Annotated in this window: 19 protein-coding genes; 2 read left to right on the forward strand and 17 right to left on the reverse strand. The window is 35.3% G+C overall.

Annotation, left to right across the window (positions count from 1 at the left end; genetic code table 11):
* The first annotated feature begins 7 nt into the window (after positions 1-7).
* The gene (acs, locus tag TYM08_RS12465; protein ID WP_422379474.1) at positions 8-1,972 is read left to right on the forward strand and encodes an acetate--CoA ligase; all 1,965 of its coding nucleotides are present in this window, start codon (positions 8-10) and stop codon (positions 1,970-1,972) included.
* A 14-nt stretch (positions 1,973-1,986) separates the two neighbouring features.
* Complete coding sequence (locus TYM08_RS12470; protein ID WP_422379475.1) at positions 1,987-2,349, forward strand: TfoX/Sxy family protein; 363 nt, start codon at positions 1,987-1,989, stop codon at positions 2,347-2,349.
* Position 2,350: 1 nt separating this feature from the next.
* Here TYM08_RS12470 and TYM08_RS12475 read toward each other — a convergent pair whose 3' ends face one another.
* From TYM08_RS12475 to TYM08_RS12555, 17 genes are all read right to left on the reverse strand, one after another.
* Positions 2,351-3,337, reverse strand: coding sequence for a hypothetical protein (locus TYM08_RS12475; protein ID WP_422379476.1), 987 nt, complete (start codon positions 3,335-3,337; stop codon positions 2,351-2,353).
* Positions 3,338-3,487: 150 nt separating this feature from the next.
* A complete protein-coding gene (locus TYM08_RS12480) occupies positions 3,488-4,798 on the reverse strand; it encodes a cytochrome P450 (protein WP_422379477.1) in 1,311 nt (436 codons plus the stop codon).
* 49 nt (positions 4,799-4,847) lie between these two features.
* Positions 4,848-5,609, reverse strand: a complete 762-nt coding sequence (locus tag TYM08_RS12485) for a TSUP family transporter (protein ID WP_422379478.1) — start codon at positions 5,607-5,609, stop codon at positions 4,848-4,850.
* A gap of 107 nt (positions 5,610-5,716) precedes the next feature.
* Positions 5,717-6,763: a polysaccharide deacetylase family protein gene (locus TYM08_RS12490; RefSeq protein ID WP_422379479.1), complete on the reverse strand. Its 1,047-nt coding sequence runs from the start codon at positions 6,761-6,763 to the stop codon at positions 5,717-5,719.
* A gap of 482 nt (positions 6,764-7,245) precedes the next feature.
* On the reverse strand, positions 7,246-7,572 hold the full coding sequence (nirD, locus tag TYM08_RS12495) for a nitrite reductase small subunit NirD (protein ID WP_422379480.1): 327 nt from the start codon (positions 7,570-7,572) through the stop codon (positions 7,246-7,248).
* Between the two features lie 2 nt (positions 7,573-7,574).
* The gene (gene nirB / locus TYM08_RS12500) at positions 7,575-10,091 is read right to left on the reverse strand and encodes a nitrite reductase large subunit NirB (protein ID WP_422379481.1); all 2,517 of its coding nucleotides are present in this window, start codon (positions 10,089-10,091) and stop codon (positions 7,575-7,577) included.
* Positions 10,092-10,390: 299 nt separating this feature from the next.
* On the reverse strand, positions 10,391-10,816 hold the full coding sequence (locus TYM08_RS12505; protein ID WP_422379482.1) for a type IV pilin protein: 426 nt from the start codon (positions 10,814-10,816) through the stop codon (positions 10,391-10,393).
* Between the two features lie 8 nt (positions 10,817-10,824).
* A complete protein-coding gene (locus TYM08_RS12510; protein WP_422379483.1) occupies positions 10,825-15,507 on the reverse strand; it encodes a pilus assembly protein in 4,683 nt (1,560 codons plus the stop codon).
* A gap of 3 nt (positions 15,508-15,510) precedes the next feature.
* Positions 15,511-16,176, reverse strand: coding sequence for a pilus assembly PilX family protein (locus TYM08_RS12515; protein WP_422379484.1), 666 nt, complete (start codon positions 16,174-16,176; stop codon positions 15,511-15,513).
* On the reverse strand, positions 16,142-17,209 hold the full coding sequence (locus TYM08_RS12520) for a PilW family protein (RefSeq protein WP_422379485.1): 1,068 nt from the start codon (positions 17,207-17,209) through the stop codon (positions 16,142-16,144). The genes TYM08_RS12515 and TYM08_RS12520 overlap by 35 nt, the downstream gene beginning before the upstream one ends.
* Positions 17,209-17,661 (reverse strand): type IV pilus modification protein PilV, encoded by a 453-nt coding sequence (pilV, locus tag TYM08_RS12525; RefSeq protein WP_422379486.1) that lies wholly within the window; start codon positions 17,659-17,661, stop codon positions 17,209-17,211. Before pilV ends, TYM08_RS12520 begins: the two co-directional genes overlap by 1 nt.
* Positions 17,655-18,233: a GspH/FimT family pseudopilin gene (locus tag TYM08_RS12530; protein WP_422379487.1), complete on the reverse strand. Its 579-nt coding sequence runs from the start codon at positions 18,231-18,233 to the stop codon at positions 17,655-17,657. Before TYM08_RS12530 ends, pilV begins: the two co-directional genes overlap by 7 nt.
* A 146-nt stretch (positions 18,234-18,379) precedes the next feature.
* Positions 18,380-19,246, reverse strand: coding sequence for a hypothetical protein (locus tag TYM08_RS12535; protein ID WP_422379488.1), 867 nt, complete (start codon positions 19,244-19,246; stop codon positions 18,380-18,382).
* A 20-nt stretch (positions 19,247-19,266) separates the two neighbouring features.
* On the reverse strand, positions 19,267-19,497 hold the full coding sequence (locus TYM08_RS12540; protein ID WP_422379489.1) for a hypothetical protein: 231 nt from the start codon (positions 19,495-19,497) through the stop codon (positions 19,267-19,269).
* A gap of 121 nt (positions 19,498-19,618) precedes the next feature.
* Positions 19,619-20,965, reverse strand: a complete 1,347-nt coding sequence (locus tag TYM08_RS12545) for a sodium ion-translocating decarboxylase subunit beta (RefSeq protein WP_422379490.1) — start codon at positions 20,963-20,965, stop codon at positions 19,619-19,621.
* Positions 20,966-20,977: 12 nt separating this feature from the next.
* The gene (oadA, locus tag TYM08_RS12550; RefSeq protein ID WP_422379491.1) at positions 20,978-22,771 is read right to left on the reverse strand and encodes a sodium-extruding oxaloacetate decarboxylase subunit alpha; all 1,794 of its coding nucleotides are present in this window, start codon (positions 22,769-22,771) and stop codon (positions 20,978-20,980) included.
* A gap of 46 nt (positions 22,772-22,817) precedes the next feature.
* Positions 22,818-23,060, reverse strand: coding sequence for an OadG family protein (locus TYM08_RS12555; RefSeq protein WP_422379492.1), 243 nt, complete (start codon positions 23,058-23,060; stop codon positions 22,818-22,820).
* Positions 23,061-23,245: the final 185 nt, after the last annotated feature.

The raw sequence follows: 23,245 nt of genomic DNA on the forward strand, positions 1-23,245 counted from the left end.
GAATTTTATGAAAAACATATACCCAATTTTAGAAACCGCTAAACAAAAAACATTAACCAATAATCAGCAATATATTGAGCAATATGAAGAATCCATTAGCCACAATGACTTTTTTTGGCAAAAACAAGCTTCAAGAATTGATTGGATTCAACCATTTAGCCAAGTAAAAGATGTCAGTTTCAAAAAAGAAGACTGCCATATTAAATGGTTTTACGATGGCACTTTAAATGTATCCTATAACTGTATTGATCGACATTTAAAAAATAACGCCAACCAGACAGCCATTATTTGGGAAGGTGACGACCCTAAACATGACAAACACATTTCTTATCAAACCTTACACGATGAAGTTTGCAAATTAAGTAATGGGTTAACAAAACTGGGTGTAAAAAAAGGCGATAGAGTAACCATTTATATGCCCATGATTGTTGAAGCAGCCTATGCAATGTTAGCCTGCACAAGAATTGGCGCCATTCACTCTGTTGTGTTTGGTGGATTTTCTCCTGAGGCATTAGCAGGCAGAATTATTGACTGTCAAAGTGATATTGTGATTACGGCCGATCAAGGTTTACGTGGTGGTAAAACCATTGATTTAAAAGCAAACGTGGACGCAGCGCTTAAAAAAGCAGGGTGCGAAATAGTAAGGCACGTTGTTTGTGTGGCGCACACTAAAATTGCATTACCAGAACAACCGATAGATATTGATTACCAAACCCTTGTTTATCAACAAAGTACTGAATTTACCCCGGTTGAAATGAACGCTGAAGATCCATTATTTGTACTATATACATCTGGATCCACAGGCAAACCCAAAGGGGTGTTACATACTACTGGCGGTTATCTTACCTATGCCAGCTACACCCATGAAAAAGTGTTTGACTATAAAATAAAAGAAGGTGAAAAAGCAGAAGTATATTGGTGTGCCGCTGATGTTGGTTGGATTACTGGACACTCTTATATTTTATATGGCCCATTAAGTAATGGTGCTACCACAGTAATGTTTGAAGGTGTCCCAAATTACCCAACTATTGGTCGAATGGGTGAAATTGTAGATAAACATCAAATTAATATTTTATACACCGCCCCAACAGCCATTCGCTTATTAATGGCCCAAGGCAAAGACGCCACTCAAAGCAGCAAACGTGACAGCTTAAGACTTTTAGGTTCGGTTGGAGAGCCAATTAATCCAGAAGCATGGCATTGGTATTATCATGAGTTTGGTGAATCTTGCTGCCCTATTGTGGATACATGGTGGCAAACAGAAACAGGCGGCTTCTTAATTGCTCCGCTTCCTGGGGCGACAAATTTAAAACCTGGCAGCGCAACCCGTCCATTATGTGGCATCGTGCCTGAATTAGTAGACAGTGAAGGCAAAGTATTAGAAGGTGCTGCTGAAGGTAATTTAGTTATCAGTCAATCATGGCCTGGTCAAATGCGCAGTTTATATGGTGATCATCAACGATTTATCGACACTTATTTTAGCACCTATCCTAATAAATACTTTACAGGTGACGGAGCTAAACGTGACGAGGATGGTTATTTTTGGATTACCGGTCGTGTTGATGATGTATTAAATGTTTCAGGACACAGACTGGGCACTGCAGAAATTGAAAGCGCACTAGTTGCTCATCCAAGTATTGCAGAAGCGGCAGTGGTTGGGTTTGGGCATGACATAAAAGGCCAAGGTATATATGTTTACGTCAGCGCTATGGCAGGAACTGAAATTAACGAGACACTGACAGCTGAAGTGAAAAACTGGGTCCGATCAGAAATTGGCCCTTTTGCTTCTGCTGATTTTATTCAATGGACAACAGGACTGCCAAAAACACGCTCAGGTAAAATCATGCGACGTATTTTGCGAAAAATAGCTGACAATGAATTTGATCAACTTGGTGACACATCCACATTAGCCGATCCTTGCGTTGTAGATCAACTAATTGAAGGTCGATTAAATCGATCAAAAACAGTTTAAAAAAGTGAAGTTCCATGGCCTATGATGAAGCATTAGCAATTCGAATAACAGAATATTTACAACACCGTCCAGAACTGACCATTAAAAAAATGTTCGGCGGCTACTGTTACATGTTAAATCATCATATGTGCTGTGGGATTGTGAAAGATCAATTAATGGGAAGAGTTGGCCCAATTTTTTATGAAGAGGCGTTAAGCAAACCCCATGTATCTGAAATGGACTTCACCAAAAAGTCCATGAAAGGTATGGTTTATGTTTCACCACAAGGTATTAAAAAGGACAGTGACTTACACTTTTGGATTGATCAATGCTCAGATTTCGCTCTATCCCTACCTCCTAAAAAAAGCAAACCTGCTAAAACAAAAAATGGGAATTGACTTATGGCAATATGCCATCCAATTGGCCAAAACCAGAAAGCTGGCTTCTAATTTTTTTAGATAGTTGGCTGTCATTTAATTTAGGAACTCTACTTTGGTCCACTTGATAATTAGTATCTACAAAATTTTTTGAAAATTCTTGATGTTCTTTTTGATTAAATTTTCTAATTTGATTAGATAATTTTGCTAATTTTTCCACATCCATATTTCGGCTAAAACGTGCAACCCCTTGATAGGTGAAACTTTCATCTACATGTCTATCACTTAATCGTATTAAACTGTCCATTAATTGATGATAAAACTCATTTTTAGAAAGTACATCCAACATTAATGTAATTTTATTTTTTTGTAACTCAGGTAATTGAGTTTTTATCCCTGGAATGACTTCTAATTGAACTATCCATTTTTCACCAATATTGTCAATTTTAATACATTCAAACATTGCATCATCATACTTTATATATCGGCAAGTTTGTTTAATCGCTGACAGATCTTGGAAATTTTGATTTGCATCAATCCCAATTAACTCAGCATTTTGCGAAATTAGAGGCAAATCATGATGAGTATTAAATGGTGTCGTTTTGCCTTGTTTATGAAATCGAAACAACTCTCTCACTTCATGTTCCCGCGCTTTTTTTAATGCCAAAAATGCGGTTTGGATAATTTCAGAAGTAGGTAATTCAGGCTCAATTCGCCACTTACGACCATACACTAATTTTTTAGAATCAACTGTCGATTTATAATTATCCACACCAATCACCCCAACTTGAATATACAGTTGATGATTATCATCGCACACGAATATTAAATATCGATCATCATATTGAATATCTAATACGATTTTTTCCACAGAGTTATGATGGTGCTGATAGGTTAAAAAATGCTGGGGGATACACAACTTTCCGTTATCTAGCGTTACTGATGGCGCATTTTTAATGCGAGACTCGCCATCCAATAACGGTAACGCAAACTCAGTTTTTAATTTCATAAATTTAACTCAATCAAAACAGACTAATAAACAGTGAATAGATCATAAATATACGACAATGTTACTGTTTTGGATATTATTGATTTGAACCAAAAATATTTTGAGGTGATGTATTAATGCACCACCTCAAAAATTGCAATTAAATTCCTTTTAACTCACTGATTTAAAACGTAATTCAAACTTTCCTTTTGGATGCCAAATGGGAACTTTGGCGTATTTTATTTGCGCCTGCGGATCCACTCGCTCAACTTCTAACTTACTAAAAATGGCCTGAATTACTAATTTCGCTTCCATTAACCCTAAATGCATTCCTATGCATTTATGCACCCCACCACCAAAGGGTATATAACAAAAAGCGTGGTTTTTATCTTCCCCCCGCTCAAATCGTTTTGGATCAAAAATATGGGGATTTGTCCAATACTTAGGATCGTGGTGCGCACCATAAATATAAACACCAGTACGAGTCCCTGCAGGAATAGAAAATCCAAACATATCAGTTGGCGTATTCAAAACCCTTGGTACAGTGACAATTGGAGGCATCACTCGTAAGGTTTCTTTATAAACATGCTCAGCGACACTCATAGCATTTAACTGTTCATAATTTGGATCTCTAAACTGAAGCGCCTCTTGATGAAGTGTCTGTTGCCATTGTGAATGCTCTGTTATTTGTACCATAAATGAAGACAGTGAACTTGCTGTTGTATCGTGAGCAGCCATCATTGTAAAAATAATATGATCAACTATTTGCTCATCTGAATAGGCCTGATTTTCTTCATCCGTTGCTGTGCATAAAAAACTGATTAAATCATCCCCTGGATTGTTTCGACGCTGCTTAACTAATTCTAAAAACACACCCATTAAATGCGCTCGAGCTTTGATGCCACGATGGTAGCAATTATTAAACATTGGCTTTCTTACAATTGCTACGGTTGAGGCAACCATGGCTACAAATGATTTAGCCACACCTTGACCCAATTCATCCTTTGAGCTGATTCCTAAAAACATCGTTAAGGATAAATCTAACGTTTTATCTTTAATATATTTGAAAAAATCAACATTTTGTTTGGATTTAAGATCATCAGCAACGTCATCAGCCCATTTTTTTATGCAATCAAAATACACCAACATTGCTTTTTTATTAAATGCCTGTTGCATAATACGCCGATGCACCAAATGATGTTTACCGTCTTTTAACAACAACCCATTTGGAAACACGCCTTCAAATACTGGCGCCCAGCCATTTGCAGTGGAAACCAAATCTTGGCTATTTTTATATAATTTGGCTGTAATATCCGCATCTTTCGTTCGAACATATTCATATCCAAATAACTGGCATCTAAAAATTTGACCATGCTTTAATAATTGATTATCAAAAAAATCAGTAGTATTTGAAACAAACTGCAAACTATGTTTCCAACTTTGAAACCATGGGTCTTTTGGTATGTCATGATAGGCTTTCATATTGTCCCTTTTTACAAGTGAAAAGTGAGTTGTTGATTATTTTAAATGACTAATTAATGATCATGCCATAAATATATTTAGCTAACATTAAAGCGCACATTAACACGACAAGTGCTCGCAGATATTTAACATCAATCTTAAACAATAAATGAGATCCCAACCATGCACCTAATGCTTGCCCACCCATCATTACTATACCAACTAACCATGCAGTTTTGCCTGCAATAATAAAAATAAGAAGTGCAGCCAAGTTGGTAGAAAAATTAAAGGTTTTTGCTGCGGCCGTGGCAGATCTTAAATTTTTCCCTGCTAGCCCTACTGTGGCAGCACTAAAAAAAGAGCCTGTTCCAGGCCCAAAAACCCCATCATACATTCCAATTAATGGTACCGCTATGTATGTATATATTCTGTTTTGTTTTTGACTGGTTGTTTTATTTTCTAAGCTTGCAAGATTTGGAGCAAATAAAAAATAGATTAAAATTAAAAATAATATACAAGGAATTAAAAACTCTAGAGCATCGGTATTAATAATCAAAACTAACATGGCCCCCATTAATGATCCAAAAAATGAAAGTAACATTAAGAGCTTCACATCCTTAAATGCAACTTTTTTATTTTTAAACATCATAAGTGTGGATGTACCCGTTCCAATTACGGATTGTAATTTATTTGTAGCAATTGCTGTAATGGGTGGCAACCCCGCAATCATCAATGCCGGTAGCGTTAATAATCCACCACCACCTGCTAATGTATCGATCATGCCAGCAAGCATTGCCACAAAAAATAAAACAATCAGTATTTCAATAGCCATTAAAATCTATTCTCATATTATTGTTGCAAAATATAGATAACATTCATTACCCTTTTTTTTATTTTATTTTATTTTATTTTATTTTATATTTCTGCACTCTAAAAAACTTATCCTTCTTCATACCAACTACCATCGGGATTTAAAATCATCCAAGGCTGAGAAAACCAATAATAAAATTCAGGTTGTTTAATACTTCTTGCTGTGCAAATATATTTATTTCTTCCGGGTTTTAATTTTTGAGTAGCTTTTATTTTAAATTTATTTTCACTCAACCACTTAGGTGTCATAACCTCACCACCGCAATAACACACCAGTTGATTCAAATTAAAATCCTTAACATTTAGCCCTATAATTATTTCAGGATTTGAATCCATTGTTATCATGGGTTGATCAGGATAATTTACTATTTCAAACGCTTTCGTTTTTAATTTTGTTTTTAATGTTTCTAATTTTGCATAAATACCATTTGCTGGAAAACGTGGGATTCGTGTTAAATTTGTAAACTCATCTACAGCACCTGAATGCTGACCTACACCAATAAAATCTAACTCAGTTAATAGTTTTTGGATTTCAGAATTAAACTCACCATAAGGGTAGACCAACACTTGATTATTTTGACCTGTCATTTCTTTAATACGGGCTTCTGCCATCAATATATTTTGTTTTAATCTTTCTTTCCACTGGGTAGGCGACTCATTTTCTAATTGTCTGACCATATGCAAGTGATCCCAACTATGATTGCTTATTTCTACATTATCTTTTGCCATACTATTTAGCTGCTCCCAAGATAAGTGACCACTTGCTCTGATATCAATTAAACCTGGATTCACAAAAATCGTGTAAGCAAAACCTCTAGCAACTAACTTTTCATGAGCGTTAGTCAGGACATTTTTATAACCATCATCAAATGTGATTGCCACCCAATTATCACTAACGGGCAACCCTTTTTTTATCGTTTGAATAATCTTATTTAAAGAAACCACTTCAAATTTATTTTGAACCAAATAATCCAAATGCTGTTCAAATAATGTCGGAGAAATACTGGTACTGCTTGGAGTCGTTTCACTGACATGATGGTATTGCAAGATGACAGCAGCACTTGCATTTTTTGAAAAACTGAATAATAAACATACTAAACAAATATAAAGACGCATTGGAATTCCTATTAACATTAAACTTCGTGACCAGAATGATAATTTTTTTTAAATATGACTCTAAAATACAACTCTAAAATACAACACTAAAATACAACTCTAAAATACAACACTAAAATATAACTCCAAAGGCATAAACGCAAAAGGAATAATAGAGGCTACCAATATAGTTAACCATTTCATTACCGACCATTTTTTCTGCCCCAATACTATTAATGAAAAGACCATTTACAAACTAAATAATGCGCCATGGGTCATACCTAAAACAGAAACATACTCACAACTTAAAACACCGAATGTGACACTTAAGATCAATTAATAGGAACCCCCCTCAAACACACTAATCACACGAAACGTTGTTAACATTTTTACCCTTTTTATATAGATTAATTTTTAGGATAACAGCTTAAGAGTTTTCAACAAATAAAAAAAATCCCCAATTGAATAATCAATTGAGGATTTATTTTACTTTGATTTAAAGATTAAAGCGCAACTTCAACCACACCTTCAACTTCACGTACTGGATATGTTTTAATTTTAACGGTTTCATCTTCTAAGCATTCACCGGTTTTCAAATCATAATGTTGCTTATAAATGGGTGAAGTTATGGTTAATTTACCTGACAATTCAGCCATTAAACCACGGGACAATACGTTTGCTTTAGCAAATGGACAGTGGTTAGAAACGGCAAATAATTCGTTACTTGCGCCTTCTAAAAATACTGCGATTTGCTCGCCGTTGTTACCTTGCACACATACTCCAGCATCTGCGTACATCATGTCTAGTTTACATACTTTAGTCCAGTTCATGATTATGCCTCCACCGGGTCTTCAGTTTTTACATTGACTGCTGGAATTAATTCAGCAGGCTTAATTTGTCCACGCTCCAACTCAAATGATACAGCAGGGTCTGATTCAGTTGAGTTAACAAAGTGAGAGAAACGCGCTAATGCTTTAGGTGTTTCTAATGTTGTTTTCCACTCACACTGATAGTTATCAATATTACGTTGCATGTCGGATTCTAACTCAGCACAGATACCCAGTTTGTCTTCGATGATCACTTCTTTTAAGTAATCTAAACCGCCTTCCATCGCATCCATCCATTTAGATGTACGCTGTAGACGATCAGCTGTACGAATGTAGAACATGTAGAAACGGTCAACCAGTGTGATTAGCTCTTCATTCGTTAAACCTGTTGCTAATAAATCTGCATGTCTTGGTTTCATACCACCATTACCACACACATATAATGCCCAACCAGTTTCAGTTGCTATGACACCCACATCTTTAGATTGCGCTTCCGCACATTCACGTGTACATCCAGATACAGCCATTTTTACTTTATGAGGGGTACGCATGCCTTTGTAACGGTCTTCTAATTCAATGGCAAAGCCTACTGAATCTAATACACCGTAACGACACCATGTCGAACCTACACATGATTTAACTGTACGTAATGACTTACCGTATGCGTGTCCAGTTTCGAACCCAGCATCGATTAGTTTTTTCCAGATCGGTGGTAATTCGTGTAATTGTGCACCAAAGAAATCAACACGCTGACCGCCTGTGATTTTTGTGTACAAGTTATATTCTTTACCAACCTGACCCAAAACAATCAATTGGTCCGGAGTTAATTCACCACCTGGAATACGAGGAACAACAGAGTACGTGCCGTCTTTTTGGATGTTACCCAAGAACACATCGTTTGTTTCTTGAAGACCGATATGATCTTCAGCAAGAATGTATTCATTCCAAAATGACGCTAAGATTGAACCCACTGCAGGACGACAGATTTCACAACCATGTCCGTCACCGTGTGAATGCAATAACTCTTTGAATGTCTTGATTTCTTTAACACGAACGATGTCGGCCAATTCTTGACGAGAATATTTAAAATGCTGACAAATATCAGTGCTGACTTCCACACCCAAATTCATAAGCTCTTTGTTCATGGTCTCTAAAACCAATGCAGCACAACCACCACAACCTGTAGAGGCTTGAGTGCCTGATTTAATATCACCCATGGTTGCAGCGCCACCTTGAACGGCAGCTACGATGTCACCTTTAGTCACGTCATAACACGAACAAATGACAGCCGTATCTGGCACATCAAACTCCATTACTGCGCCATTACTTGGCACTAATAACTGACTTGCAGAACAGGGTAATTTTGTTTCATTTAAACAAAGCTGTAACCAAGTTCCGTAATCTTCAGATTCACCAACTAAGACTGCGCCGATTAATTTATCACCCGCTTCATTTGTGACGATTTTTTTGTAAACGCCATCGCCTTCATTATTTAATGTGTAGGATTTAGCGCCTTCAGATTGGGCATGCGCATCACCAATTGAACATACATCTATGCCCAATAGTTTTAATTTAGTACTCATATCAGCGCCTTCAAAGGCTGCTGTTTCTTCTTGGATATTTGCAGCTGCGACTTTACTCATTGAGTATCCAGGTGCTACTAAACCAAATATTTTGCCATCCCAAAGTGCACATTCACCAATTGCGTAAATGTCTTGATCAGAAGTTTGGCACTGATTGTTAATAGTAATCCCGCCACGTGGACCAATTTCAATATCAGCCAGTCTAGCTAATTCATCTTGCGGGCGAATACCTGCTGAAAACACTAACATATCCGTATCTAACGTTTCGCCATCAGCAAACTTTAATGTATAACGAGAAGTGGTTCCGTCTGCAATTTCTTGAGTATTTTTACCAGTATGAACTTGCACGCCTAATGCTTCGATTTTGCTGCGTAATAAGTTTCCGCCGCCTTCATCAAGCTGCACAGCCATCAAACGAGGAGCAAATTCAACTACATGGGTATCAACGCCTAAGTTTTTAACTGCGTTTGCCGCCTCCAAACCTAATAAGCCACCACCAATTACCACACCTGATTTACTGTCCGCTGCTGATGCGCGAATTTTAGCTAAATCTTCAAAGGTACGATAAACATGACAATGTTCTTTTTCATGCCCTGGCACTGGTGGTACAAATGGATATGAGCCAGTTGCTAGAACCAATTTGTCATAACCTAATGTCTGACCTTTATCGGTAGTCACGGTTTTATTCGCACGATCAATGCTGATCACTTTTTCATTGATGAAGTATTCAACGTTATTTTCTTGGTAATAAGCTTCAGACGTCATCATGAGATCATCTTCGGTTTTACCTGAAAAAACAGCGGAAAGTTGCACACGATCGTATGCTAATTTGGATTCTTCACAAAACGTAGTGATTTTGAAGTCTTTTTCGCTTTGAACTAATTGATCAATGAAATGGTGTCCTACCATTCCGTTACCAACGACGACGATTCTGGTCATAACTGCCTCTAACTTATTCTGGGTTGTTACCACCCTTTAGCACAGGCCATGCCAAGTATAGAAATCATACATAAACACATGATTTATAAGGATTTTTTTAAACATCCCACATTAAATTCACGCACTATTATTATTTTATGCACCACTAAAGTGCAAACAGAACACCAAAATACATCATGTGGATTCAAATACGATAAATCCATTTGATAGTTCAATCGCCAAACTCTATTTTTTTGTATTTCGAATAAAAAAAACCCACTTGAATAAGTGGGCTAATAACTGAGCTATTTATTTTTGAATTAAAAACAATCTTCAGGAAGTGTGCGACCATTACTTTCAATGGTTAAACTGGTGCATCCTGTGTCTCCAGCTTGACTTGCATTAGAAGGATTTACTGTAGCAGTGGCGATAAAGCAAACACCGTCTTTTGAACAGCCAGTATCATCTTTATCGGTTGAAACTGACAATACATAATACCCACTTTCTGTGGCGCTCCCTCCCACATCCGCAATATCTGAGGCATATAAATTATTGGCAAATTTAAATTTATTTTGTAAGCCTCGTAAGTTTTCAAGTGCGATGGTTGCATCCGTTCGATTTGCGCTTTTAACATACTGGGAATAACTCGGTACGGCTATCGCCATGATAATGCCCAATATCGCCACAACAATCATTAATTCGATTAATGAAAATCCAGTTTGCTTATTTAATGTTAACCTATTCATACTCAACCTCAATACAATTGTCGCCAACCGATTCGTTTCGGTTCACTTAAATTCACATTCAAACGCCTTGAATTTAACGATCCGTTTGACCCATTCAATAAAACTTGCGTTGATTGATCAGTATAGTTGAGCAAAGGACTATTGCTTAAACCATCTAAGTATCCAATTGTATTTTTGATAACTTTATCATCGTTATTTGCTAATTCTTCACTATTGATTACATTAGTTGCATTGATCACAACCACATCATCAATGTGAATTAACTCATCTGCAATCCCTGTTTTGAAATTTATATAATGTAATTTACTTAAACCTGTTGCATCACAACTATTTTGCGAGGCGACATATTCGCTAAACATAATAAGTTGGTTGTATTGTGTTGCTTGGTTTAAATTTAATCCAACACCAGAATCTTGCGAATTGTCTAACCGTATTTTCCAACCAGAGAGAGTTTGAATATATTGTTGTAATGCAAAAGAATCACTTAGTGTGTTTCCATCAAAATCAAAAACTGGCAAATTTTGGTGATCTTTAATTTTTCCAGATTGAAAATGTTGAATACCCGTAGTATCAAATAACTGATCCATTTTGACACTTTCAAAACTAGGGGCCCCCACCTTATTAATCGGCTCTTTTACTGCAACAAAATACTGTTGATTATTTTCAAAGTCATTTGAATCAAACAGAATATCCGATTGCGTTTGATACCGACCAGTTCCAAACAATAACCAAAAATTATTTTGGCTGTCTTCAATAAATAAAGGTGCGCTAGATATTGATTTTTTAACATCGATAAACTCACTAAATTGATGTGTTTTCAAATCAAAGCGCCAAATTCTTCCTTCAACTTTATTATTAATTGATTGATTTAAACCAAAATATAACCAATCAACAATGGCATCTTGATCATAATCAACCTTTGTAAAATCAGTTAAATAACTATTTTTAACACCGGTGTCATATTTTAAAAGTGTTAATGAATTTAAATTAAACACCGCAAGCTTTCCAGATTGATCACTTTGATAATTTTTTAAATCTGTCACACCTGAAGCCAATACTAAATTCCATTGCCTTTCATTAGTTAATGGATTTTTTGAAATCACTAATTCTGCTTTTGCTTGGGTAAATCCCAAATCAGCATCGGATATTTGAGCCAACACCGTTGGAGGTTGTTCAGGATTTGTGACATCTAAAATAAAATAAGAAGAATTCAAATAGGTTTGCTTACCTTGATGATCAATTATTTGTTTATACCCTCCACTGCCCATTGATGCTACAGCAATCGTCCCCCAACCATTTGGATGAGTGTCATCATCAGAAAAAATTTTCACATCAAATAATTTAACATTCCCATCAACATAATAACTATGCTTATAATTCGGTTTACTGAGCCATTTCAAATGCGGCAACGCTGCTTGGGGAATAAACGCCCACAACTCTGCACCCAATTCATATTTAACCGCTAATTCATCTTGGTTCGAAAGATCAACTTTAGTTGCCTCTCTATTCCAAAATCCAGCATTAAATGCATGTAACATCCCATCATTAGCACCCACTAATATTACATTTCTTCTTGATTGATACTTTTGTTTAAAGTCAGAATAACTACTGTCCGTTTTTTCATATATTAAATTATTGGGAGCACTTAATAAGGCAGAAGAGCTTTGACCGATATCCCCCAATCTAAATATAGTTTGCACACCATCAACCTGTAAGGTTCTATTTCTAGTACCTTTAATTTCTACCCCACGAATATAACTGATTAAATCTGAAAAATTTAAATCATCTTCATTTAATGCAAAAAAGTGACTTTGACTCTTCAATATTTTGTTGTCGATAAAATCAATTTTTTTATTATCAATGGCGGTAAAAATGTATCGTTTGTTTGTATTATCTTCATATTCACGCTGATTATACGCATCAAAATAGACTGTACTTTTATTTAAAAAATCACTTGCTGACCAAATAGGCTTTATGGTTTCAATACTCTGTAGCGCCTCATTTAAAATAAGCTCATCATTCAGTAATTGATATCTTTGGAAATATTGCGCACCGTCCATATTTATAGATTGAATAACATTATCATCTAAAGTGAGTTGATTATTTAAATCGCTATCCTCTCGAATTCTTCCTGTATCATCAACAAAAAAAGCTTGAACATCGCCAACCCATGAAACTGTTTGAGCATTGTTTTGTTTGGTTTGAAAATACGAGGTTTGGTATGCAATTGATGTATTTGATAATGGATCATTTTGTAAACTTACCTGACTTGTAGAAAATTTTTGCTTACTAATATCCTCAAACATGACTTTCAATTGCGCTCGGATCATAGCTGGATTAAACCCTGTAAAATAATGATCCGGGACACCATCACTTTCAACAACACCCGTTAAATTGTTACGTTTATCCCACTGTGATTGTAATTGAATGATGCCATTATTATTAATATCATCAAATCCACCAAATTTTGCCGCCAACCATAATGGTGTAGGTAATGTAATAAATGCAGAATTTCCTATTTGATATTTTTTTGTATTTTCAAACTCTAATTTATTTTTTGGCGCTGTATTTGGATCATCATTTGGATTATTTTCATTAAAGTTTTCTCCAGAATGAATAATCCAATTTTCATTAATACCATCATTTTTACTTCCTAGTACTTGATAGGTTACACGTACATCATTATTTGAAAAACGTTGCATGCTATTTTTTATTTGCAACTCATTATTTTTTAAACTTGGGTTATTACAATTTATTGGCCCTACACAAATATGAATTTCTTGAGTAGTATCTAAATCATAATCTGCACCCCACAACGAATCCGCCCAATAAAACCGAACAATTAATTGATCAGTTAAGCCTTTTGATTGATTTTTTTTTATGACGTCTATATTAATTAAAGAACAGGGTGAATATTGACTATTTGAATGGAGCTTAGCCTGACAAATCGGAATAATTTCAATGGTACTATTTTGAGTTATATCAACCGAAAATTTAGGAATATTTTCAGATAATTGCAAAACATAAGTACTCAATGATTGCGCGCCACTCACTTTTGGATTGATATCCTGTGTCGCAGCAAAATACGACAACCCAGATATAGCATAACCACCTTCTAAATAAGCAAGGCTATTACACACACTATTGATTATGGATAATTGTTTAAGCTGCGAAAGTTCACAGAACCCATTTTCACCATATAAAACTAGGCCCCCTTCATTTAAAGGTACTTCAAATTGAGCTATTCCAATTTGATCAATTAATGTATTTAAGTCAGTTAAATTACCAAGAGCAGGTAATACTTCACCACTATTTTCTAAATCATCATGATCAAAAGAGTTTTGACCTGCCGAAATAACTAATATTGCACAATGATCACACTCAGAATTTTCATCTATAGAATATTTCCATTGAGACTCAACACTAAGTCCTTCAATAAAATCTGACTCTTTGTATTGACTAGATGAATATTGATCCGTTGCGTTTGTTTGACCCGACATATAACGAAGTGCTTCTAAATAAATTTCCCCTATCGGATTACCCCAATCTGAGCAGGATGAATTTATAGTAGTATTTTTAGGTATTGAATCTGTTTTTAAAAAGCGTTTTTTTGAAATAAAATAATCATTACAGGTTTGGTGCATTGATTTTTTCAATCCAACCATTCTCATAGAACTAATATTGCTGATAATTCCATCCACTGCATTAAACTGTCCAGTTTCTAAATTTATTTCATCTTGTTGAGGATTTATATTATTAGTGAGTTTTTGAACATTTTTACGTAACACACCACCTGAATGAGGATTTATTTGAGAACCACTAATCAAACCAAATTCAACATCTAATTTTTGTGAATACTCTTGTAACATACCGATTGGTTTAAAATGTCCATTTTTATATTTAAAACAGAGTTGACTCGAAGCTGTTAGTTCATCACACACCAGAACATTTAATTGCCATTGATTAAAATAGTCTTTTGGATCTGGAGTAAAATAATTCTGATCATAAACGCATTGAATTTTTTCATTAGTTGCCCATTGTGAAAACTTTCCATTTGCAGCCATTAACACAGGTGTACCTAATACGCTTGTATTACAAAATGAAATGTATTGCTCATTTATTCCAGAAAAAGAATCATTATTAGGAAGGTACGCACCACTTTCACGTTTAAACGTTTTAGAAAAAGAATGGGTGTCTTGCGTCAAAAACGCTCTAGTAAGAATTGTTTGATCTATATCATCAATTAGTCGTTTCCCTCCAAATAAAACCAATCGTATTATGTCCATTCGCGTCATACTGACCCAATTTAAAAAATTTCCACTAAAGTCATTATTAAAATCGGTACATTTATGTGTATCTCCAACCACCTTGGAATTCGCTTTAAAATATTCTATTTGAGAATTTTTAGTATATACATAACAGTAATCAGACTGAAAATATCCAACATACTCTATTTCATCTTGGTAAGTCACATCCAATTTTCGATCATTATTTAAGTCAGAATAATCTGAATAGGCCTTAACAAATAATTGATGATCATAACCCATGGCAATCATTATTTTTGAAGTTGATTGGCTCTGCATTAATAGTGGAAGTAACGCAACATCCTCATTTGTAATTTGATTCTCCATTTTTGCAAATGCGACTTGATTGATTATCAAAATCAAAAAACCTGTAATAATTGCTTTCATAATTCATCCTTGTTTAAACAATGACTGTAACATCACTTTATTTTCTTTGTTTTTACCTGTTGCTAAAACTGTGATCCTAAATAATTGCGACCATGCGTTTTTATCTTTAAACGAAGATTGATTGTTTATCTCCTGTGAATTTGCAGAAAAACAAATAAATTCAACTATAAATTTCGCTTTTGTAAATTCATCCGCGTATTTATTTTTCACTAATTGGTGATATTTATTTGATTCCCATAAATTTATTTTTTGATCAACCGCCATCAATGAAAAATTGGTTTGAATATTATCATCAGACCAAAGTTCTATCTCAGATTGAATACACTGCCCATCAATATCCATATAAGCACTCAAACACAATCCATTTTTACAATCCAAATTAAAACAATTCGATTCTTTACAACCTTTTATTGCCAATTCAAAAGCCGATATTTTATTTTCCACCAACCAATTTTCAACTTCAACCACTGCATGTTCGGCCACCTCTAATGCAAATGCTTTATCTTCAAAATTAAATGTCATAATAGAATCCGCTTGCGACATTCTAATACCACTTACACCAATCATAGAGATAACAATCAACATAATGAGGGATATAAATAAAACAGATCCTGATTGATTTCGGTTTTTAGCATCACCATTCATTGCGTAATCCAATTGTTTGAACATAGATTCTCCTTAGATACCCATCATCATTTTCAGTTTTTATACCCTCTATTCGTTCTAACGACCTCAAAGTTAATTCAACTTTTAAACTTTTTGCATTATTCCAATCATTATCTTTTAATTCATTGGATTTAACGTAACGATCTAATAAACCATCAAAATCAGTATCAATCCCTATTGATATATTCATTGATTCAACCCCTTGAACCAATTCATTTTCATTTAGATATAAAGCAGGATAGCTAATCCCACTTTTGTCCTTTTGGGTTGAATCAGATACAAAATAATATTTTTGAAAAACTGGGTATATTTTTGAATTTATCACATTATTTTTATTCGATTTATACCCATTAATAACGTTACCATTTTTAGTTTTACAAAAATAATCCCCATAAAGATAGTCAGAGCAATTTTTGATTAACTCAATATTTTCCCCTGACATATCCAATACAATGGAATTTATTGTCGTATTATTTTCAGGATTTGAATTATTTTTTTGCAAAGCTGAAAACACAGTAATTTGACTACACATATCATTCACCCACAACATTAAAATATGCTTCGATATGGAATAAAAACTGGTTAAATTGAACTGATTAAATTCGGCATTATAAGATTCCACTTCAAAACTTTGATTTGAGTCAATTAATCCTAAATATAAAGCATCGTTATTTAATGTTGCTTTTTCAAGTTTAGAGTAATCAAATAATTGTTTGTCAGAAATTTCGATCACTTTAACACCTAATCCTGAATCAATGACTGCAGGTTGATTAGTGGATTTGCTCCAGGTGATGTTTGCTATTGAAGTATATTTTGAACATCCAGCGGGTAAATAATGACTGTTTTTAATATTTTTGCTAAGTTCATGCAATGCAAATCTTGCATTTTCTTGCATGACTGAAATCTGCTCTTGAAAGTGATAATTAGACTGACTTGCAATACTTAATTGAATAACACCTATTAATACAACACTTGCAATGACAAGACTGATGATTAATTCAACCAAACTCAATCCTTGATGGTTATTTATTTTCATTAGATCGTTACATTTACCTTTATTGAGTTAAGTTGTTCACTTTCAAATTCAACCATAGAATACCAAGTTACTAAAACAATCAGATTATTTTCTTCAATGTAAATTTCACCGCTACCATTGGGCAAGCTTGCTTTTAATAAATGCAACCATTGGTCCATATCATATTGTTTTAACTTTCTAGGTGAACAGATTTTCAACTCACATTCACGATTTAAAATATCGTTATTCATACTGGACACTACCCCCGTATAATCTTGATTTGAATTTAGCTTAATTCGTTCGACCATGTCATATGCTAAAATAGTTGCTGTTGTATGTAGCAACGATTCTTGTTCATGTAATGCACTAAAGTTAATTAATTTAGCCATAGATAATAAAGCGACACTAACAAGTAACAATGCGACTAAGGATTCAATCAAGCTGAATCCTTTTTGATTAGTGATGCTTAGCATGTAATTTGATTACCGGATGCTGTTTTATTTGATTGATAAGGCCTACCTACCCGATTAATGATAATAGCCCGAGAATTTTCCTTATTATCCAATTGTTGCGAGCAAATAAAAAACGAGCCATTCATATTTACTTTTCCATCATAGTTATAACTTAACCAACTCCCTCGGTTCCATTTAACATGCTGGTTATCAAATGAAGTTTGAATAGATAACAGTTCTTCAAATTCAGTATCTCGTTGATTATTTTGATTTATATCCAAAAAAACAATCCAACCCGCACTCCAATCCGTGTCTTTTTTAGAGTTTTTTATACAATGAGTTAAATTTTCACTTGCACACATAATTACATTTTGAGCATTTGTAATAGCTTTTAAACGAACTGTTCGAAGGGTGCTATATAAATTTTTTTGAATCGATTGAATCTGATGATACCCAAGATAGTTCACATACGAAGGTATCGTTATCATTGATAATATTGCTAATATGGCAACCACTGTCATGGCTTCTATTAAGGTGAATCCGTTATTGTGCTGTATTTTTTTACGCTTTGATAATCCAATTTGTTTACACATATCATTCCTAGGTTTTTAAAGTTCCATGATTTGTTAACAATTCCATTTCATTTTTCTCAACGTTTTTTAATATAGTCACCATTTTTCATTAACGCAATTTTTTAGTAAAAAAAAGCACCAATCGGTGCTTTTACATTAAATGTGGACTACTGATTTTTTCGTTTTTTAGCAGCTAATATTCGATCTCGTAAATTTTCATACTGGCCTTTTGATGTTTTATAGCGCTCCATCAATCCATTTGTCGCCACTCTTAATCGCTCTACTGATTTTGATAATTCAACAATTTCAGGGCTGCCACCAATTTTAACCATTTCATTTGCTTTACCTTTACTAATTAAAGTGGTTAATTCAGTTAATTGTACAATAGGAAATGACACAGATTTTGGAACACGACCAAAAGAGACAACTGCTATAATCACTGCGACAAAAGAAATAACAGCAATGATAATTAATGCGATAACATTAAATGATTGGGCATTATCAGCATGTATTTTCGCTTCCTGAAAAATACTTTCAATTTGCGTGTCCACACCATCTAATAATTCTTTAAATCGATTTTTACCATCTTGGACAGCATCATTTGCACCCAAGGTTGTACTGATATTTCCTGCAATCACTTGCTGATTTAATTTTGTAAATTCAGATGCATAAAAATCTAATGCTTCACGCCATCTTTGAACTTCTGGTACTAATGCCGCTTGACCACACATTGGTAAGTTTTTTTCTAAATCATCTAAAATAGCAGAAATTTTATTTTTCGTTTCAGACCATTCGTTCCAATATTTCTCTCTTTTTTCATGATCAAGATAAATGAAATATTCTTTTTCATAACGTCTTATAGCTTGAGCATTAATAGCTACCGCAGTGAATCCACGAGAAACTTCATGATCGTGAATCAATTGTGTTGTTGAGACCTGAGTTTTAAAGGATGAGAACAAACTTACTGACAATAGTAGAATAATCATCAAACTTAATACACCAAATGCAAGAAGTAGCGTTTTTTTAATAGACATGGAAATACCTGTAATATTTTTTAGTATGGAAGATCTAACAATACCTTGTAAACTCGACGTAATAGTTTTGGGTTATGTATATCGTTTTTTGTTTTTTTCTCTAATAATTTAATAAATTTACTACTTAAGTGACCAGACATAGACGATTCTGTAATTTTTAATTCCGATAGAATTTCATCGATAATCATTGGAGCCAACATACCTAGCTCTTCAGAAAGTATGTCTTCGATCGTATCGCGCCAAACAGTCATGTTAGCCTTCTTAGATTTAGTGTGGTTTTACTTAATTTAGAATCATTCCTTTGATTTTAAAAATATATTAAAAAAACCTCCAGATAATAATTATGTGGAGGTTTTTATATTACAGATCCAATTAATTAAAATAATTAATCATTACACCTGCAGCAACGGCAGAACCAATTACACCCGCAACGTTTGGACCCATTGCATGCATTAACAAGAAGTTTTGGTTATTTGCTTCTAAGCCAATTTTATTGGATACACGTGCCGCCATCGGTACTGCGGAAACACCCGCTGAACCAATCAGTGGGTTGATTTTTTGCTTGCTGAATAAGTTCATAAACTTAGCCATCAATACACCACTCATTGTGCCAAATGCAAACGCTGCAATACCTAATATTAAGATACCCATTGTTTGTGAGTTTAAAAACTCCGATGCAATTAATTTAGAACCAACAGATAAACCTAAGAAAATAGTCACAATGTTGATTAACGCGTTTTGAGCAACATCGCTTAAACGCTCAACCACACCACATTCTTTCATTAAGTTACCTAAGCAGAACATACCTAATAAAGGCGCTGCATCTGGTAGAACTAAAGCTACTAACAACAATAAGATTAACGGGAAGAATATTTTCTCACGTTTACTAACCACGCGTAATTGTTCCATCTTAATTTCACGCTCTGCTTTAGTGGTAAACAAACGCATAATTGGCGGTTGAATCACTGGCACTAATGCCATGTAAGAATAAGAAGCAACGGCAATGGCACCTAGTAATTCAGGTGCTAATTTAGAGGTTACGAAAATAGAGGTTGGGCCATCGGCACCACCAATGATTCCGATTGCAGCTGCTTGCTCTAATGAGAATGTCACCACACCCATATTCGTTAATACAATTGCACCAATTACAGCAGCAAAAATACCCGCTTGAGCAGCAGCACCCAATAACAATGTTTTAGGGTTTGCTAATAACGGACCAAAGTCTGTCATTGCACCCACACCCATAAAGATTAACAGTGGACCCACTGCTGAACCAATTACGATGTTATAGAAGTTTTTCATCATGCCATTTGCGTAACCCGCATCATGAGCAATCACAACTGCTTCTTTATAAAGCGCCATGTCATCATTGTAAGCAGAATGATAAGCATGAAGTAATGCTTTTTGATCGGTTAGGGTTTCACCCTGTGGCAAATTAGCCACAATCTCAGCAATATCTGCCTTAAATAACTCAGTTAATTGAGCAATTACATCAGGCCCTGCCATGTAGATAGTTTGTTCAACCGCCGAAAGCGCCAGACCTGCTTGAGGTATATTCGCAAGAATACCCCCAAAACCGATAGGTACTAACAATAGTGGCTCAAACTTTTTAGCTATGGCTAGATACAAAAGAAACAAGCCAACCACAATCATGACGGCTTGATCCCAATGCAAATTATAAACACCTGAGCTTTCGTATAGTTTAGTAAGTTGTTCCATGATAATCCCCGATTACAGCGTTAACAACGCATCGCCAACAGTCACAGAATCGCCTTCTTTCACCAAGATTTGGCCAACGACGCCTGCAGAAGGTGCTGAGATTTCAGTTTCCATTTTCATGGCTTCTAAAATCATTACCACTTCACCTTCAGCTACTTGCTGACCTGGAGAAACCAATACTTTAAAGATGTTACCTGCTAATGGAGCAGAAACTTCAGTTCCACCAGAGGCAACCGTAGCAGGAGCCGCAGAAACTTCGCCGCCTTCTGTTACATCAATAGAATAAGCTTTACCATTAACATTAACAGTCATGGTTCCGTTATCATCCACTTCAGTTACATAAGACTGACCATTAACAGAAGCGGTAAACGTTCCGCCATTTCCTGAAGTTGGCGCAGCTGCGGTTTCTTCAACTGGAGCCGGCTCAAACGCATCTGGATTGCCACGGTTTTCTAAGAATTTCAAACCAATTTGTGGAAACAAAGCAACCGTCAACACATCATCAATGCTGTTGTCAGACAATTTAATGCCTTTAATTTTTGCTTGCTCTGCCACTTCTTTAGTCAATCGATCCATTTCTGGCTCAATTAAATCAGCAGGACGACATGTGATCACTTCAGCGCCATCTAATACACGCGCTTGAAGTTCAGCATTAAACGCAGAAGGAGCTGCACCGTATTCGCCTTTTAAAATACCCTGTGTTTCTTTAGAAATTGACTTGTAACGTTCACCAGTTAAAACATTTAATACTGCTTGAGTACCAACAATTTGCGAGGTTGGCGTAACTAATGGAATGTAACCTAAGTCTTTACGTACACGAGGAATTTCTTCTAATACTTCGTCAAACTTGTCCGCTGCGCCCTGCTCTTTTAACTGGCCTTCCATGTTAGTTAACATGCCACCAGGAACTTGAGCGATCAAAATACGAGAGTCTACACCACGAAGTGCGCCTTCGAATTTAGAATATTTTTTACGAACTTTTCTAAAGTAAGATGCAATTTCTTCTAATAATTCTAAATCTAACTTAGGATCACGTTCTGTGCCTTTTAAAGCAGCAACTAATGCTTCTGTAGGTGAATGTCCGTAAGTCATCGACATTGAAGAGATCGCGGTATCAATGTGATCAATACCCGCTTCAATTGCCTTTAATAATGTCATTGAAGACAAACCAGAAGTTGCATGTGCGTGTAATGCAATTGGAATGTCTAACGATGCTTTAAGTTTTGATACTAATTCGAAAGCGTCATATGGCGCAAGAATACCGGACATATCTTTGATCGCTAATGAATCAGCGCCCATGTCTTCGATTTTCTTCGCAAGGTCTAACCAGTTTTCAGTGGTATGAACAGGAGAGGTTGTAAATGAAATCGTTCCTTGAGCATGACCGCCTTGTTTTTTAACGGCTTTCATTGCTTGCTCTAAGTTACGTGGATCGTTCATCGCATCAAATACACGGAATACTTCTACGCCGTTTGCGTATGCACGCTCTACAAACTTATCAACCACGTCATCGGCATAATGACGGTAACCAAGTAAATTTTGGCCTCTTAATAACATTTGCTGTGGCGTATTAGGCATTACCTTTTTAAGCTCACGAATGCGTTCCCAAGGATCTTCACCCAAATAACGGATACAAGAATCAAATGTTGCACCACCCCAAGTCTCTAATGACCAGAAACCAACTTTATCTAGTTTCTCTGCAATAGGAAGCATATCGTCGATACGCAAGCGGGTAGCAAATAAAGATTGATGTGCGTCTCGCAGGACAACATCAGTTATTCGAACTGGTTTTTTTACGTCGGTCATCTTTATGGCCTTTCTTATAATTTATTCATGTTTCATAAAAACAAAATTATGTTCTGCTTTTATATGCTTGTACGGCAGCAGCGACAGCAGCAATTTCTTGTAAGTCGCTATTTTGTACGTTAACTGCTGGCTTTTTGGGCGCTGCAGCTTCATTGTCAGGAAATTTTGCTACGATCGCAGACATGGCTTTTGTACTAAAAATTAATACGACCAAGAATACAAATACTGTACCCATGCCGTTAACTAATAGTTCTAAACCACCGTTTAGTAAATCTGTAGAATTTGACATATTTAAAATCCTTGTGAGATTTCAATGTTAAAAACATCACCGAATATCGGCACCTATATTTCTTAAACCCTATTATCATTCGTAACGAAGTGTAAATATTGGGGCAAAAAACTGCGGTAATGTACACTAATTACCTTCTGTACTCAATACAAATAGAGCGTTCCAATTAAGCTTAGGCTCTTTTT

The sequence above is a fragment of the Marinicellulosiphila megalodicopiae genome, from assembly GCF_045862395.1.
Lineage (GTDB): Bacteria > Pseudomonadota > Gammaproteobacteria > Pseudomonadales > Natronospirillaceae > Marinicellulosiphila > Marinicellulosiphila megalodicopiae.

Excerpts from the sequence above, each read along its gene's own strand:
- acs (WP_422379474.1), top strand. The coding sequence starts at position 8 with ATGAAAAACATATACCCAATTTTAGAAACCGCTAAACAAAAAACATTA.
- TYM08_RS12470 (WP_422379475.1), top strand. The coding sequence starts at position 1,987 with ATGGCCTATGATGAAGCATTAGCAATTCGAATAACAGAATATTTACAA.
- TYM08_RS12475 (WP_422379476.1), bottom strand. The coding sequence starts at position 3,337 with ATGAAATTAAAAACTGAGTTTGCGTTACCGTTATTGGATGGCGAGTCT.
- TYM08_RS12480 (WP_422379477.1), bottom strand. The coding sequence starts at position 4,798 with ATGAAAGCCTATCATGACATACCAAAAGACCCATGGTTTCAAAGTTGG.
- TYM08_RS12485 (WP_422379478.1), bottom strand. The coding sequence starts at position 5,609 with ATGGCTATTGAAATACTGATTGTTTTATTTTTTGTGGCAATGCTTGCT.
- TYM08_RS12490 (WP_422379479.1), bottom strand. The coding sequence starts at position 6,763 with ATGCGTCTTTATATTTGTTTAGTATGTTTATTATTCAGTTTTTCAAAA.
- nirD (WP_422379480.1), bottom strand. The coding sequence starts at position 7,572 with ATGAACTGGACTAAAGTATGTAAACTAGACATGATGTACGCAGATGCT.
- nirB (WP_422379481.1), bottom strand. The coding sequence starts at position 10,091 with ATGACCAGAATCGTCGTCGTTGGTAACGGAATGGTAGGACACCATTTC.
- TYM08_RS12505 (WP_422379482.1), bottom strand. The coding sequence starts at position 10,816 with ATGAATAGGTTAACATTAAATAAGCAAACTGGATTTTCATTAATCGAA.
- TYM08_RS12510 (WP_422379483.1), bottom strand. The coding sequence starts at position 15,507 with ATGAAAGCAATTATTACAGGTTTTTTGATTTTGATAATCAATCAAGTC.
- TYM08_RS12515 (WP_422379484.1), bottom strand. The coding sequence starts at position 16,176 with ATGTTCAAACAATTGGATTACGCAATGAATGGTGATGCTAAAAACCGA.
- TYM08_RS12520 (WP_422379485.1), bottom strand. The coding sequence starts at position 17,209 with ATGAAAATAAATAACCATCAAGGATTGAGTTTGGTTGAATTAATCATC.
- pilV (WP_422379486.1), bottom strand. The coding sequence starts at position 17,661 with ATGCTAAGCATCACTAATCAAAAAGGATTCAGCTTGATTGAATCCTTA.
- TYM08_RS12530 (WP_422379487.1), bottom strand. The coding sequence starts at position 18,233 with ATGTGTAAACAAATTGGATTATCAAAGCGTAAAAAAATACAGCACAAT.
- TYM08_RS12535 (WP_422379488.1), bottom strand. The coding sequence starts at position 19,246 with ATGTCTATTAAAAAAACGCTACTTCTTGCATTTGGTGTATTAAGTTTG.
- TYM08_RS12540 (WP_422379489.1), bottom strand. The coding sequence starts at position 19,497 with ATGACTGTTTGGCGCGATACGATCGAAGACATACTTTCTGAAGAGCTA.
- TYM08_RS12545 (WP_422379490.1), bottom strand. The coding sequence starts at position 20,965 with ATGGAACAACTTACTAAACTATACGAAAGCTCAGGTGTTTATAATTTG.
- oadA (WP_422379491.1), bottom strand. The coding sequence starts at position 22,771 with ATGACCGACGTAAAAAAACCAGTTCGAATAACTGATGTTGTCCTGCGA.
- TYM08_RS12555 (WP_422379492.1), bottom strand. The coding sequence starts at position 23,060 with ATGTCAAATTCTACAGATTTACTAAACGGTGGTTTAGAACTATTAGTT.